Here is a 14,009-nt window from a genome sequence, read left to right as displayed (position 1 = left end):
CGTTATAAACCGATCAGGAGGCGTTGCCCGCCGCTTTCAGGTTCATACCTGCCGTAAAGTCCAGCATGCGCTTAAGTGGGCGCAGAGCGTCTTCACGAAGGGCTGGGTCAACGTGAACTTCCTGATCACCGGTTTCCAGCACGTGAAGCAGGTTTTCCAAGCCGTTCATCGCCATCCATGGGCATTGTGCACAGCTACGGCATGTCGCCCCGTTCCCCGCCGTGGGCGCCTCAATCAACGTTTTATTGGGTGCCAACTGCTGCATTTTGTAGAAGATGCCGTTGTCAGTAGCCACAATAAATTCTTCATTGGGCATGCTTTGCACGGCATGGATCAACTGCGACGTTGAACCAACCACATCGGCCATCTCCACAACTGCATCAGGGGACTCCGGGTGCACCAGAATGGCGGCATTCGGGTAAAGCGCCTTCAGATCTTCAAGCCCTCTCGACTTGAACTCTTCGTGAACGATGCAGGACCCGTCCCACAAGAGCACGTCAGCGCCGGTTGTTTTCTGAACGTAATGACCCAAATGCTTGTCTGGCGCCCAAAGAATCTTTTCTCCCTTGGCATCCAGGTCTTCTACAATCGCCTGCGCACAGCTTGAGGTGACTACCCAGTCTGCCCTCGCCTTAACGGCCGCGGAGGTGTTGGCGTACACCACCACGGTTCGATCAGGGTGCTGATCACAGAAGTCTGAAAATTCGTCTGCCGGGCAGCCTACGTCTAGCGAGCATGTCGCTTCCAGCGTTGGCATCAGCACGCGTTTTTCAGGGTTTAGAATCTTAGCTGTTTCGCCCATAAACCGGACACCGGCCACTACCACGGTCGTGGCTGAATGCTGGTTACCGAAACGCGCCATTTCCAAAGAGTCAGCCACACAACCACCCGTTTCTTCAGCCAATCGCTGGATATCAGGGTCGGTGTAGTAATGAGCAACCAGCACAGCATCTTTGTCTAAAAGTACCTGTTTGATGCGGGCCTCAAGCTCGGCTTTCTCGCTAGTGCTGAGAGGCTTAGGCTCAGCGGCATGAGCCAGGTGTTCCTGAACAAGGATACGGTCTTGCGCTCGTGTCATTGATGGATCTCTGCGTTGAACGTTACAGGCCGAGTATATCACTTCCCCATTTGAATTGAGGACAGTGAGACATCTCCCCAAAAACTGCAGGCAAAAAAAAAGAGCCCGAAGGCTCTTTTTTCGAGCAAAACCACTATTCCGGCTTTGCTGTGTTGGTGGGTCGTGATGGATTCGAACCATCGACCAATTGGTTAAAAGCCAACTGCTCTACCAACTGAGCTAACGACCCATAACTGGTATTGCCGGTTTTTCACCCGACGAACAACGGACAAATCCGGTGTTCTGAAATTGGTGGGTCGTGATGGATTCGAACCATCGACCAATTGGTTAAAAGCCAACTGCTCTACCAACTGAGCTAACGACCCAATGGAGACGCGTATAGTAATGATATTTTTTTGCTGATCAACCCCTTTCTCAGGGTTTTTTTGATTTTTTTTAGTTACTGCTTAAATGGCAACCAAATTGATGGATGCGTGAACAACTTCACGCTTCACCAAGGAACTGTCGAGCAAGATCGGCCGCACTGGAATCCGGGTAATGGTCCACGACCATCTGCATTCGGCGTTTAGCTTCACCTTTTTCGCCCAGCTTGTCGAGTGTCACACCCAATTTGTAAACCGCATCGGCCGCTTTTCGGTGATCATCGTAACGCGTAGCAACAATGGTAAAGGCCTGCTTGGCTTGCTCAAGCTGCGGCTTCGCCAGGTAAACCTCGCCCAACCAATAGTAGGCATTGACGGTTAAGTCCCCTTCCGGATACTTATCCACGAACTCATAAAGTTGAGTAATGGCTTCGTCGTAAGCCTTTTGATTGCGGATCAGATCAATAATCTGATTGTAGGCTTTCCGCTCTTCTGCATCGGGTGCCCGATAGTTCCGAACCTTTGGCTTACTACCGGAAGTCTCCGGTTTGTTTGCCGCTGCATCGGGTACAGAGGCTCTCTCATCCAACGCTTTCGACAAATCCAATATCCGCTGATCGAGATCCACGTAGCGATCCCTACCCTGCTGCTGCAGCTTGCGGATTTCGTACTGCTGTTCTTCTACTTTACCCTGAAGCCGCCGCACATCGCCCTGGAGCTGCTGAATCATGTAAAACAACTCGGCAGTTGCCTGGCTGTTTCCAGCCTTACGCTGGGCTTCTGAGGCAGTGTTCTGGTACGCAGGCGTCGACGACTGTGCGGAAACGGCACCCGCCAGGCCGAAGCCTAGCGGGATGAGCACGGCCGCCATGAGTGTGTGTCTCATGGGTCAGTCCGGTTATTAACGTTAATTACTTGAAAATCAGCTCAACGCGACGGTTCTGGGCATACGCGCTTTCGCTGGAGCCACGAACCACCGGCTTCTCTTCACCATAGCTTACGGTTTCAATCTGGCCACGTGAAGCACCATTCACCACTAGGAAACGCTCAACGGCTTTCGCACGACGCTCGCCCAGTGCCAGGTTGTATTCCTTGCTACCACGCTCGTCTGCGTGACCTTCAAGGCGAACCTGCTGGCGCGGGTTGCTGGACAGAAAACGCGCATGGGTAACCAGCGCATTGCGGGCTTCCTGCTTGATTTCCGAAGTATCGAAATCGAAGTAGAAGGTGGTGATGTTGCGCAACGCTTCCTGCTCGGCTTTCGCTCGGGCCTCGGCACGTTCTTCATCACTCAGAACGGAAGAAGAAACGCCTTCTCCGTCTTCACCGCCATAAACAGTAGAGCCGCCTTCCTGATCAATTGCAGCAACGTCTGAGCCGGAATCGTAACCGTACCCATCTTCTTCCATGGTGTCACCGGTCGAGCTACAGCCCGCAACCAGTCCAAAGGACAACAGCATGGCAAACGCTTTGTTTTGTGCAGACACTTTCATCATTACCTTCCTTTTCGTGACATTGACTTTCTTTAAACGATATCGAGGTTAGCGTGTAATCGGCCCCCAAGCGGGCTCTCTCACTTCACCCTCTGAGGCTGGCAGGCTGTAAGCAGCTCCGCCATCAGCAGAAACCACGGTCAGTACACCTTTGCCGCCTTGCTCAGTGGCATAGATCAGCATGCGGCCATTCGGCGACACACTGGGAGACTCGTCCGTTCCGGTACGAGTAACAATAAACTCTTCATCGGTTTTCAGATTTCGGCGCGCAATGTGAAACGAGCGCTCCCGCTGATGCACGTAGTACACATACTCACCTTTCGAATCCGGGCGCGCTCGAGCGTTATAACGGCTGCCAAATGTGATTCGGCGTGCTTCGGCACCGGGACGCTCCATGTAATAGATCTGCGGCCCACCAGAGCGATCAGAAGTAAAGAACACGCCCTTTCCCGCATGATCCCAAGCCGCTTCGGTATCGATCGCCCAGTGGTTTGTAAGCTTGGTGATCTTGCCACTGGCCAGATTCTTTTCATAAACCTCGGCATTACCGTCTTTGGATAACGTCATTAGCAAAGACTTTCCATCAGGTGACCAGGCGGGCGCTGAGTTCAGACCCGGGAAATCCGCGGCTTTGGTGCGTTTGCCTGTGGCCAATTCATGGATATAAATAACCGGCTTGCCGGTCTCGAAAGACACATAAGCCAACTTCTTGCCATCGGGCGACCAGGCCGGAGACAAAATCGGCTCTCCACTCTCCAGGCGCACTTTCGAGCGCTGTCCGTCGATGTCGCTGATATGAAGGCGATAGACACTGTTTTTACCCGACCCCGTCAACGTTACGTAGGCCAATTTGGTAGAAAAAGCACCAGGCTCACCGGTGATCGCTTCATACACGCGATCACTGATGTGATGAGCTAACGAACGCACATTGCCGGCCGGTGCCGCGGCGGTTTCGCCCAAAATTCGCTGCTCGCGGTTCACATCAAACAACTCGTAACGCGCTTCAACACGGCCACTGTTACTGGTTAGCTGACCAACCAAAACATAACGCTGACCCAGCATCCGCCAGTCACGGAAATACACCTCCGAACGCTCGGATGGAAGGCTCAGCATCTTTGAAGGATCCAGCGGCTTGAATTCGCCACTCATCGTCAGGTCCGCTTGCACGATACTGCTGACCTTATCGCCGGCCGGCATAGCGCCGCTTTCTGCAAAGGGTACAACAGCCACCGGGATAGCCGAATTTGCGCCTTCGGTGATGCGAATCAGCAATTCAGCCCGCGCGCTCGATGCAACGAAACACATAGCCATCAACCAGCCGATGACGGTCAGGTTTCGCTTTGCCAGTCCGCGTTTTGAATTTTGCTTCTTAAACATGATCTGCCTCACCGCAACCGTTTGGGGTTGAATTCAATTGTAAACTGCCGGAAATATCGCTCGAACGTATCTCTGTCGCCAGGTACCGGGTAGCGATTCAAAGAGCGCACCGCGCTCAGTGCCGAATTATCAAACGCCGTATTCCCGCTGCTGCTGACCAAAGTGACACCTTGCAACTCGCCGGTCGGCAACAATGTAATCTGTAAGCGTGCCACCATATTTTCTGTGGCTGAGGCCGGTGGGTACCACGCCTGGGCCAACCGGTCGCGAATAAGGGCCTGATATTTTTCACTATCAGTCAACATCTGCGCTTCGCGGGCCCGGGCAGCAGCTGCCTCTCGCTGACGACGCGCTTCACTTTCGCGGGCTTCTTCAGCTTCTTCTGCCAACGCGTTAAGCTGCTGCTCTCTTAGCCGCCGTTCAGCTTCTTTCCGCTTTCGTTCAGCTTCTTTGCGAGCCTCTTCTTCTTTACGCTTACGCTCCGCTTCCTCGGCACGACGCTGCTCTTCCTGGCGCTTCTTCTCTTCCTCGGCTTTGCGCTTGGCCTCTTCCTGACGCTTTCGTTCCTGCTCTGCCTTCTGGCGTTCACGCTCTTTCGCTTCAGCTTCCGCCTTTTTGCGGGCGGCTTCTTTCGCGCGCGCCTGCTGCTCGGCCTTTTCACGAGCTTTGGCTTCTTGCTGCTTGCGCTCTTGCTCTATTTTTCGAGCCTTTTCCTGAGCCGCTTTTTCAGCCGCCTTACGCTCCGCTTCCTGCTGAGCTTTTCTACGTTCCGCCTCGTCTTTTTCGCGCTGTTTTTCTGCGGCCTGCTCCCGTTTATCAGCTTCATCCCGCTGATCTTGCTCATCGACGACAGGGCTCGGCTTCGGTTCCGGGCTAATCAGCCTCGCGGAAATACTGCGCGGCTCCGGCTCTTGCATCGGATTGGTCCACGACCACCCCGCAAGCGCAACCACAACAATCAGCAAGTGCAACCCAAGCGACATCGCGATAGGCGATTTCAATGAGATGCTCTCTTTATTTACTGTGTCCCGTTCGTGACCCTTCACAACAATCCCGCCACCTGATTAAGGCTGTTCCTGAGGTGCATCGGTAATCAGGCCAATGCCAGAGGCACCGGCAGCCTGAAGCTCTGCCATCAAGCGCACGACCACGCCGTAATCCACAAATTCGTCACCGCGGACCATCACTTCCGCGTTTGCACGCTGTGACAAGATTTTCGACACCTGTGCCCGCACATTCTCCAAAGACATAGGCTCACTGCTGTTGTCACCCACTTCCAGGAAATAAGCGCCGTTGCTGTCCACCGACACGGTGATGGTTTCAACATCTTTGTCTTGAGTGATCGGGTCCGAGGTGGTTTCCGGCAAATCCACCTTCACGCCTTGAGTGAGCATAGGTGCCGTCACCATGAAAATAACCAGCAGCACCAACATGACGTCAATGTAGGGCACCACGTTGATTTCCGACATGGATTTGCGCGGTTCCCGGGACATCATCCCCATACCTTTCATCGGACTACCCTCCCTTTACCGTCAAAACCCATCACGAACCGGCCTGTTCGGAGTTGTGCACTCGGCGATGAAGAATGCTGGAAAACTCGTCTGCGAACGTTTCGTAGTTCTTCAGGAGCGCATCAGACATCGTCGAGAAGCGGTTGTATGCGATGACGGCGGGAATCGCTGCGAACAAGCCCATCGCTGTCGCAATCAATGCTTCTGAAATCCCCGGAGCAACGGTTGCCAAAGTAGCCTGTTGCACCTGTGCCAATCCACGGAAGGAGTTCATGATGCCCCATACGGTGCCGAACAAACCGACGTACGGGCTGGTAGAACCAACCGTAGCCAGGAACGGAAGGTGCATGTCCAGGCGCTCATGTTCCCGGGAGAAGGCAACACGCATGGCCCGCTGAGTTCCCTCCATGACCGCATCGGCGTCGCGGCTTTGCTGACGAAGCCTCGAGAACTCTTTAAAGCCTGCACGGAAAAGCGACTCCATACCCGAATTCGGCGTTGGGTTGGCATTCACATCTTTGTACAACTGGCCAAGATCCATGCCGGACCAAAAGCGTTCTTCAAACGCCAACTGGGCCTGTTTCGCTTGGCGGTAGATCTTCACTCTCTGAAAGATCAGCGCCCAAGACACTACAGACGCCAACACCAGTAGCAGCATAACGAGCTGTACCAGAAGCCCTGCGTTCGCAATCAGATGCCAGACTGATAGTTCGGATCCCACTGTACACTCCCAAAAAGTTTCTATGTTTTCAGCTAATTAAAGCATGTTCTTCAGAATTACACTCATATTTTCTGGCAAACGCCGCGGCTTGCCGGTATCCAGAGATACACAGGCCACCCTCACCTCGGCATCACAGAGCAAAGCTCGGCTATCGGCCTTAAGTACCTGCTGGCGAAAGGTCATCCAAACACGGGACGAGGCAATCGGCACCGCAGTCACCAACAACTGATCATCCAGCTTGGCGGGCGCTGCGTAATGCAGCGTCATTTTCTGCACCACATAACTCACGTTTTGTTCGAGCCCTGCCCGCAATTCCACACCCTGACTGCGAACCCACTCTGTGCGTGCGCGCTCCATGTAATGGAGGTACTTGGCATGAAACACAATGCCGCCGGCGTCGGTATCTTCGATATAGACGCGAATCGGCAATTCAAACATAGGGGCTGCAGCTATATCACTCAAACCCGCTACTCTCTTTTTCGGACTTCGGCGGTACCACGCCAAAATGCTGATACGCACTCGATGTGACCATACGGCCTCTTTGTGTCCGTACTATGTAGCCTTGCTGGATCAAGAACGGCTCGAGCACGTCTTCGATGGTGCCCCGTTCCTCACTGATGGCTGCAGCCAGACTCTCAACACCCACCGGGCCGCCGTCGAACTTTTCAATCATCGCCAACAGCAACCGGCGATCCATATGGTCAAAGCCTTGGCTATCGACCTTCAACATGTTCAGTGCCTGGTCCGCGATCTCGGCGGTAATCCGCCCATCTGACCGCACTTCGGCGAAATCACGTACCCGACGTAACAAGCGGTTGGCAATTCGCGGCGTACCCCGGGAACGGCGGGCAATTTCAAAAGCTCCGCCGTCATCAAGGGTAACCGAGGACAGCCGGGCCGATCGGGCGATAATATGAGTCAAGTCGGCCGTGTTATAGAATTCAAGGCGCTGCACAATGCCAAAGCGATCCCTGAGCGGCGAGGTCAGCAGACCCGCTCGCGTAGTTGCTCCGACCAATGTGAACGGCGGCAAATCCAGTTTAATAGAGCGAGCTGCCGGCCCTTCACCGATCATGATATCCAGCTGATAATCCTCCATGGCCGGATACAACACCTCTTCAACCGCCGCACTGAGGCGGTGAATCTCGTCGATAAAGAGGACATCCCCTTCCTCGAGATTGGTCAACATCGCAGCCAAGTCGCCCGCTTTTTCAAGCACCGGTCCGGAGGTGGTTTTGATGGCGACTCCCATCTCATTGGCAATGATGTTTGCCAATGTTGTTTTACCAAGGCCAGGCGGGCCAAAAATCAGGGTGTGATCCAAAGCTTCCTGGCGGGCCCGCGCGGCGGAGATGAAGATCTCCATCTGCTCACGCACCGTCGGCTGACCAACGTATTCAGACAAAAGCGTCGGGCGGATGGCGCGATCATGCACCTCTTCATATTCTCCGGCTTTGGCCGTTATCAGTCGGTCCGATTCAATCATGGCATTATCCACTTACTGGGAATAAACAACGTGCCTACTGGTCGCCCTTGGCTTTGAGTGCCCTAATTGTACAAAGGGCGCAGGCTGAGTCACGTTAAGCTCTATACACATTAGCGTCATCTTACGACACAAAAAAGCCGGGCTTACCCGGCTGGAATCATGTTTCTCAGTGCAAGCCTGATCAACTGTTCGCTACTCATGTCTGGTTCCGCCACTTTACTGATGGCTTTCGCGGCTTCCTGAGGTTTGTAGCCAAGTGCAATCAATGCGGCTTCCGCCTCCTCTCTGGGGTCTGACCCCGTTACTGACGCACCGCTCGCTGCCCCGGACACCAACTGTTCCGGCACTGCCGGCACGAACTGCCCTTCCAGTTGCTTGATACGGTCTGCCATATCGATCAACAAACGTTCAGCGGTTTTTTTGCCAACACCGGGCAACTTCACCAACGCATTCACGTCCCGCGCTTCTACACACTGAATAAACTGCTGTGCGTCCAGCCCCGACAGGATGCCGATGGCCATTTTAGGCCCCACGCCGTTCACCTTAATCAGCAATCGAAATAGATTACGATCAAGCAAAGAAGCGAAGCCGAACAGGCTTTGTGCATCTTCGCGCACAGCAAAATGGGTATGGAGAGTCACCTCTTGGCCGGTGTCCGGCAGGTGAAAAAACGTGGTGTATGGAATATCAACTTCATAGCCCAGCCCTGCGCATTCCACCAACGCCTGACCTGGGGCCTTTTCAACCAGCAATCCGCGAATACGACCTATCAAAGCCCGTCTCCTCTGGCTCTCATCAACCTTTGTTTATTGCCGGCGGACGCGGCCGCCCCGAACCTTGCCACCAACACCGGCAAGCTTAAGCGTACTTTGGTTCATGTGTGCATGACACAGTGCAATGGCCAAGGCATCTGCCGCATCTTCCTGTGGCTTACGTGACAAGCCCAGCAACGCCTGAACCATATGCTGTACCTGAGACTTATCGGCACCTCCAGTACCCACAACGGCTTGCTTCACCTGCCGTGCAGAATACTCATGAACCGCCAAACCACTGTTGGCTGCACTAACGATGGCCGCCCCTCTGGCCTGCCCCAACTTAAGCGCAGAATCCGGATTGCGAGCCATGAACACCTGCTCAATGGCGAACTCTTCCGGACGATACTCGCCAATCAGCAGCGCAAGACTCTGAAAAATGGTTTGCAAACGTTCTGCCATGGGTTTCTGGCCAACTCGAATGCAGCCACTATCAAGATACTCGGTTTGGCGACCATCCACGCGGATGATTCCGTAACCGGTGATTCTGGAACCGGGGTCTACGCCCAGAATGATTGGCATCCACCTAACCTCAACTCTGTGAGAGGATCACCAAAACAAAGAGGCGGCCAAAGCCGCCTCTTGTCGTTAGCACTTACGCTTTATCTTCTGCCTTTCCGCCGTCAGCCGCTTTGGCTGAGCGTCGCAAACGAATGTGCAGCTCTTTCAGTTGCTTTTCATCCACTTCACCCGGCGCCTGAGTCATCAAGCACGTAGCACTCTGCGTTTTCGGGAAGGCAATCACGTCACGAATAGACGAAGAGCCGGTCATCAACATCACCAGACGGTCCAGACCAAAAGCCAGACCACCGTGCGGCGGGCAACCGAACTTCAATGCATCCAGCAGGAAGCCGAATTTCGCACGAGCTTCTTCTTCACCAATACCCAGAATACGGAACACAGTTTCCTGCATGGCGCCGTCGTGGATACGGATGGAACCGCCACCCAGCTCAGTACCATTCAACACCATGTCGTATGCACGGGACAAAGCGTTCGCCGGATCAGCCGCCAACTCTTCCGGCGTGCACGAAGGTGCGGTGAACGGGTGGTGGATAGCGGTCAGGCCGCCATCAGACGTTTCCTCGAACATCGGGAAGTCAACTACCCACATCGGCGCCCATTCGCAGGTCAGCATGTTCAGGTCGTGGCCCACTTTGATGCGCAGCGCGCCCAAGGCTTCGTTCACAACGGTAGTCTTGTCTGCACCGAAGAATACGATGTCGCCGTCTTCTGCACCCACACGCTCCATAATTGCCATGGCAACGTCGTCGCCCAAAAACTTCACAATCGGAGACTGCAGGCCTTCAACACCCTTGGCCAGTTCATTGACCTTGATGTAAGCCAGACCTTTGGCACCGTAGATACCCACGAACTTGGTGTATTCGTCGATTTGCTTACGGCTAAGCTCGCCACCTTTCGGTACACGCAACGCGGCAACACGGCCTTTCGGATCTTTCGCCGGGCCGGCAAACACTTTGAAATCGACGCTTTCGACCAGATCGTTTACGTCTTGCAGCTCCAGCGGAATACGCAGGTCCGGCTTATCACTGCCGTAACGCTGCATAGCTTCGGAGTACGGCATGCGTGGAAATTCAGGAAGCTCAACGTCCAGCACGTCTTTAAACAGCGTGCGGATCATGTCTTCGTTCAGGCTCATCAGGCTTTCTTCATCAACAAATGAAGCCTCGATATCCACCTGAGTAAACTCCGGCTGCCGATCGGCACGAAGGTCTTCGTCGCGGAAGCACTTAGCAATCTGGTAGTAACGGTCAACACCCGACACCATCAGCATCTGCTTGAACAACTGAGGAGACTGCGGCAGCGCAAAAAAAGAACCGTCGTGAGTACGGCTTGGTACCAGATAGTCACGGGCACCTTCAGGGGTGGCACGAGTCAGGATGGGAGTTTCCACATCCATAAAACCGCGGCTGTCCAGGAAGTTACGGATATAACTGGTTACACGGGAACGGAAACGCAAACGGTTGATCATTTCCGGACGACGCAGATCGATAAAGCGGTAGCGAAGACGAACGTCTTCACCTACGTCTACGTGCTCATCCAGAGGGAACGGAGGCGTGGCGGCGGCATTCAGGATAACCAGCTCTTTACCCAGCAGCTCAACCTGGCCAGTAGGCATGTTGTCGTTTTCAGTGCCCGCAGGGCGGCGACGCACGAGGCCGGTCACTTTAACAACGTATTCACTCCGGACTTTTTCAGCCAGAGCAAAGCTTTCCTCGGTATCCGGGTCAACGACGACCTGAGAAATGCCATCCCGGTCCCGCAGATCCAGGAATATGACCCCACCGTGGTCACGGCGACGGTGTACCCATCCACAGATTGTAACTTCCTGATCAATGTGAGATTCGTTGATCCCACCGCAATAATGACTGCGCATACCGGTTCCCGTAGTTTCTGAATGTGTGCGTTAATTCGTTAAGTCTGGGCAAGCAGGTGGAGATGGCTTTCCGAAACCGTGCGGAGCCATGGATGGCGGAGCCGAGCGTACACGGATGTATTCACAGCGTGTTTCGGAAAGCCATCTCCACCTGCTTGCTTGCAGCAAAATATTGGCCGCTGAAATTTTTTGCGACCTTACTGGAAAAGCCGCCCATTATAAACACAATGACGCCGAAAATCAGGCGTACAAGAACGCATTTAAGACACTCTGATGACTCTGTGGTGGCAGGCGGCTAGAATGGCCATCTTTAGCCGCAATTGGAGCTGCCGTTTTGGCCACCAGAGCAGAGCAAAAACTTAAAACCCGACGGGCACTGATGGACGCCGCCCTGGCCCAACTGAGTGCAGACCGGGGCTTCGGCAGTTTGAGTTTGCGCGAAGTGGCCCGCGAAGCGGGCATTGCCCCCACCTCGTTTTACCGGCACTTCTCGGAACTGGACGAGTTGGGCCTGGCACTCGTCGATGAAGGCGGCGTTGCGCTTCGGCAACTGATGCGCCAAGCGCGGAAGCGCATCGTGCGGGATGGCAGTGCCATCTCCACGTCGGTGGATACCTTTATGGAGTACCTTGGCAACAACGCCAACCTGTTTCGTTTGATGTTGCGCGAACGCACGGGTGTATCCAAGCCGTTCAGAACTGCCGTAAGAGCCGAGATCGAGCACTTTGTCACGGAGTTGGCCGCCGACCTGCGCCGTTTCGCTGAAGAACAAAACAAGCCCATTTCAGATGCCCGGACGGTAGCCGAAGCCATGGTCACTTTGGTGTTCAATCAAGGTGCAGAAGCCTTGGATGCCACCCCCAAAGAGCGGGAAGAGCTAAAAGCAAAACTGAAAATCGAACTGCGGATGATTTTGGTGGGGTCCCAGACCCTGGCTCAATGGCAACAGGGTCGGGAATAATCAGATACTGGGCAAAGCCAACGATTCGAGCACTGGCTGAAGCTTTTCAATGACACGCTCCAGCTCTTCATCGCTGTAGGGCACAGGCGCCTGCGTGCCCCAGACCGGCCCCGGCCAAGCCGGATCATCCTGAAACCGGACAATATGATGAAGATGCAGTTGCGGCACCATATTACCCAGTGCAGCAACATTCATCTTGTCGCCTTCGAAGAGCTCCATCATCCCTTTGCTCAATGCCGACGATTCTTTCAGCAGTTGCATCTGTTGGTCAGCCGTAAGCTGATAGATTTCCCGGACACCGGACACCGCCGGCACCAGAATAATCCACGGCCAGGTACGATCGTTCATTAACCGCACTTCGCACAATGCGGACTGGCCCAAGCTATGGGTGTCGGCCGCTAGTCGTTCGTGGAGCTCAAACATGGTTTGCCCTTAATCAGCCCGCCGAATGAAACTGGTTTTGACCGCGCCCGATGGCGTAATAGGTCAGACCATAGCGCTCCAGCATTTCCGGCTCATACAGGTTTCGACCGTCAAACACCGCTGGCTCTTTCAAAGTGCCGGCAATGGCATCAAAGTCCGGGGAACGGAACTCTTTCCATTCTGTGCAGATGACCAACACATCTGCCCCTTTCAACGCCTGTTCTTTGGTGCCGCACAAGGTCAGGCCGTCATGGTCGCCATAAATGCGCTGGGTTTCATTCATCGCTTCTGGATCGAAAGCCTGAACCTTTGCCCCAGCCTTCCACAAGCTTTCCATCAACATTCTGGATGAGGCTTCACGCATGTCATCGGTGTTCGGTTTGAACGCCAAACCCCAAAGAGCGACTACTTTGCCTTCCAGATTTCCCTGGAAGTAGTGACTGATCTTATCGAACAGCACGTGTTTTTGAGCATAGTTCACCGCTTCAACCGCGTTCAACAGCTTGGCGTCGTAATCGCAATCACGAGCGGTGCGGGTCAGAGCTTGAACGTCTTTCGGGAAGCAGGATCCACCATAGCCACAGCCGGGGTAAATGAAGTGATACCCGATACGAGGATCTGACCCGATCCCACGGCGCACCGCTTCGATATCCGCACCCAAACGCTCAGCCAGGTTGGACATCTCGTTCATGAAACTGATTTTTGTGGCCAACATGGAGTTTGCAGCGTACTTGGTCAACTCCGCCGAACGGATATCCATAAAGATCATGCGATCACGATTCCGGTTGAACGGGTAATACACTTCCCGAAGCAAATCGGCCGCTTGCTCGCTATCGGTACCAATCACAATTCGGTCGGGCTTCATGAAATCATTAATGGCCGCCCCTTCTTTCAAGAATTCGGGGTTGGAGACCACATCGAACTCCAGCTCAAGACCGCGCTTATCCAATTGCGCGCGCACGGCAGACTTGACCTTGTCACCAGTGCCTACGGGCACCGTGGACTTATCAACCACGACTTTGTACCCGTCCATGTATTGGCCGATGGATTTCGCCACGGCCAATACGTACTGCAGGTCGGCCGAACCGTCTTCATCCGGCGGTGTTCCGACCGCGATGAACTGCAAAGTACCGTGCTTAACCGCATCTTCAACATCGGTGGTAAAGGATAAGCGGCCGGCTTCGAACGTGTGCTTGACGATCGACTCCAGGCCCGGCTCGTAGATAGGAATCTGGCCGTTTTTCAGCTTATTAATTTTGCCCTCGTCCACATCCATGCACAGCACGTCGTGCCCCACATCCGCCAGACAAGCGCCGGTCACGAGGCCAACATAACCTGTTCCAAAAATCGTAATTTTCATGAATTCTTTCTCGAAAACAATGAATTAAAG

15 protein-coding genes and 2 tRNA genes are annotated in these 14,009 nt (G+C 54.1%); 1 reads left to right on the top strand and 16 read right to left on the bottom strand.

Translation table 11 applies throughout. From position 1 onward, the window contains the following. Positions 1 to 13: 13 nt before the first annotated feature. The 14 genes from nadA to aspS all read right to left on the bottom strand — a co-directional run bounded on the left by nadA (position 14) and on the right by aspS (position 11,235). A complete protein-coding gene (gene nadA / locus DOQ08_RS03860) occupies positions 14 to 1,078 on the bottom strand; it encodes a quinolinate synthase NadA (protein ID WP_114333562.1) in 1,065 nt (354 codons plus the stop codon). A 153-nt stretch (positions 1,079 to 1,231) separates the two neighbouring features. After that, positions 1,232 to 1,307: transfer RNA gene (locus tag DOQ08_RS03855), tRNA-Lys, on the bottom strand. Positions 1,308 to 1,367: 60 nt separating this feature from the next. After that, a tRNA-Lys gene (locus DOQ08_RS03850) sits at positions 1,368 to 1,443 on the bottom strand. Positions 1,444 to 1,561: 118 nt separating this feature from the next. After that, the gene (gene ybgF, locus DOQ08_RS03845) at positions 1,562 to 2,326 is read right to left on the bottom strand and encodes a tol-pal system protein YbgF (RefSeq protein WP_114333561.1); all 765 of its coding nucleotides are present in this window, start codon (positions 2,324 to 2,326) and stop codon (positions 1,562 to 1,564) included. Between the two features lie 25 nt (positions 2,327 to 2,351). Beyond that, positions 2,352 to 2,933 carry a peptidoglycan-associated lipoprotein Pal gene (gene pal / locus DOQ08_RS03840; protein ID WP_114333560.1) on the bottom strand — a complete coding sequence of 194 codons (582 nt, stop codon included), beginning with the start codon at positions 2,931 to 2,933 and terminating at the stop codon, positions 2,352 to 2,354. A gap of 48 nt (positions 2,934 to 2,981) precedes the next feature. Next, positions 2,982 to 4,244 (bottom strand): Tol-Pal system beta propeller repeat protein TolB, encoded by a 1,263-nt coding sequence (gene tolB / locus DOQ08_RS03835; RefSeq protein ID WP_264756347.1) that lies wholly within the window; start codon positions 4,242 to 4,244, stop codon positions 2,982 to 2,984. A 74-nt stretch (positions 4,245 to 4,318) separates the two neighbouring features. After that, positions 4,319 to 5,299 carry a cell envelope integrity protein TolA gene (gene tolA / locus DOQ08_RS03830; protein WP_114333894.1) on the bottom strand — a complete coding sequence of 327 codons (981 nt, stop codon included), beginning with the start codon at positions 5,297 to 5,299 and terminating at the stop codon, positions 4,319 to 4,321. Positions 5,300 to 5,374: 75 nt separating this feature from the next. Continuing rightward, complete coding sequence (gene tolR, locus DOQ08_RS03825) at positions 5,375 to 5,821, bottom strand: protein TolR (protein ID WP_114333558.1); 447 nt, start codon at positions 5,819 to 5,821, stop codon at positions 5,375 to 5,377. 31 nt (positions 5,822 to 5,852) lie between these two features. Beyond that, positions 5,853 to 6,542, bottom strand: coding sequence for a protein TolQ (gene tolQ, locus DOQ08_RS03820; RefSeq protein ID WP_114333557.1), 690 nt, complete (start codon positions 6,540 to 6,542; stop codon positions 5,853 to 5,855). A gap of 36 nt (positions 6,543 to 6,578) precedes the next feature. Beyond that, a complete protein-coding gene (gene ybgC, locus DOQ08_RS03815; RefSeq protein WP_114333556.1) occupies positions 6,579 to 6,980 on the bottom strand; it encodes a tol-pal system-associated acyl-CoA thioesterase in 402 nt (133 codons plus the stop codon). Positions 6,981 to 6,996: 16 nt separating this feature from the next. Next, entirely contained in the window at positions 6,997 to 8,028 is a 1,032-nt protein-coding gene (gene ruvB / locus DOQ08_RS03810; RefSeq protein WP_114333555.1) for a Holliday junction branch migration DNA helicase RuvB, read from the bottom strand. A gap of 143 nt (positions 8,029 to 8,171) precedes the next feature. Further along, positions 8,172 to 8,801, bottom strand: a complete 630-nt coding sequence (gene ruvA, locus DOQ08_RS03805; RefSeq protein WP_114333554.1) for a Holliday junction branch migration protein RuvA — start codon at positions 8,799 to 8,801, stop codon at positions 8,172 to 8,174. A gap of 33 nt (positions 8,802 to 8,834) precedes the next feature. After that, on the bottom strand, positions 8,835 to 9,362 hold the full coding sequence (gene ruvC / locus DOQ08_RS03800; RefSeq protein ID WP_114333553.1) for a crossover junction endodeoxyribonuclease RuvC: 528 nt from the start codon (positions 9,360 to 9,362) through the stop codon (positions 8,835 to 8,837). A gap of 73 nt (positions 9,363 to 9,435) precedes the next feature. Next, complete coding sequence (gene aspS, locus DOQ08_RS03795; protein ID WP_114333552.1) at positions 9,436 to 11,235, bottom strand: aspartate--tRNA ligase; 1,800 nt, start codon at positions 11,233 to 11,235, stop codon at positions 9,436 to 9,438. Between the two features lie 334 nt (positions 11,236 to 11,569). Here aspS and fabR point away from each other — a divergent pair, with 334 nt between their 5' ends. Beyond that, the gene (fabR, locus tag DOQ08_RS03785) at positions 11,570 to 12,196 is read left to right on the top strand and encodes an HTH-type transcriptional repressor FabR (protein ID WP_114333550.1); all 627 of its coding nucleotides are present in this window, start codon (positions 11,570 to 11,572) and stop codon (positions 12,194 to 12,196) included. Here fabR and DOQ08_RS03780 read toward each other — a convergent pair whose 3' ends face one another. Together DOQ08_RS03780 and DOQ08_RS03775 are read right to left on the bottom strand one after the other, a co-directional pair. Beyond that, positions 12,197 to 12,619, bottom strand: a complete 423-nt coding sequence (locus DOQ08_RS03780) for an HIT domain-containing protein (protein WP_114333549.1) — start codon at positions 12,617 to 12,619, stop codon at positions 12,197 to 12,199. Positions 12,620 to 12,632: 13 nt separating this feature from the next. Continuing rightward, positions 12,633 to 13,979, bottom strand: a complete 1,347-nt coding sequence (locus DOQ08_RS03775; protein ID WP_114333548.1) for a UDP-glucose dehydrogenase family protein — start codon at positions 13,977 to 13,979, stop codon at positions 12,633 to 12,635. Positions 13,980 to 14,009 lie beyond the last annotated feature (30 nt).

Origin of the sequence: Marinobacter litoralis (assembly GCF_003336705.1) — a bacterium.
Classification (GTDB): Bacteria; Pseudomonadota; Gammaproteobacteria; order Pseudomonadales; family Oleiphilaceae; genus Marinobacter; species Marinobacter litoralis.
This window is presented reverse-complemented; position numbering and strand designations above follow the sequence as displayed.

Bases quoted from the DNA above. Each gene is read 5' to 3' on its own strand.
- ruvC (WP_114333553.1), bottom strand. From the start codon at position 9,362: ATGCCAATCATTCTGGGCGTAGACCCCGGTTCCAGAATCACCGGTTAC.
- DOQ08_RS03780 (WP_114333549.1), bottom strand. From the start codon at position 12,619: ATGTTTGAGCTCCACGAACGACTAGCGGCCGACACCCATAGCTTGGGC.
- ybgC (WP_114333556.1), bottom strand. From the start codon at position 6,980: ATGTTTGAATTGCCGATTCGCGTCTATATCGAAGATACCGACGCCGGC.
- tolB (WP_264756347.1), bottom strand. From the start codon at position 4,244: ATGGCTATGTGTTTCGTTGCATCGAGCGCGCGGGCTGAATTGCTGATT.
- nadA (WP_114333562.1), bottom strand. From the start codon at position 1,078: ATGACACGAGCGCAAGACCGTATCCTTGTTCAGGAACACCTGGCTCAT.
- ruvB (WP_114333555.1), bottom strand. From the start codon at position 8,028: ATGATTGAATCGGACCGACTGATAACGGCCAAAGCCGGAGAATATGAA.
- DOQ08_RS03775 (WP_114333548.1), bottom strand. From the start codon at position 13,979: ATGAAAATTACGATTTTTGGAACAGGTTATGTTGGCCTCGTGACCGGC.
- ybgF (WP_114333561.1), bottom strand. From the start codon at position 2,326: ATGAGACACACACTCATGGCGGCCGTGCTCATCCCGCTAGGCTTCGGC.
- tolR (WP_114333558.1), bottom strand. From the start codon at position 5,821: ATGAAAGGTATGGGGATGATGTCCCGGGAACCGCGCAAATCCATGTCG.
- aspS (WP_114333552.1), bottom strand. From the start codon at position 11,235: ATGCGCAGTCATTATTGCGGTGGGATCAACGAATCTCACATTGATCAG.
- pal (WP_114333560.1), bottom strand. From the start codon at position 2,933: ATGAAAGTGTCTGCACAAAACAAAGCGTTTGCCATGCTGTTGTCCTTT.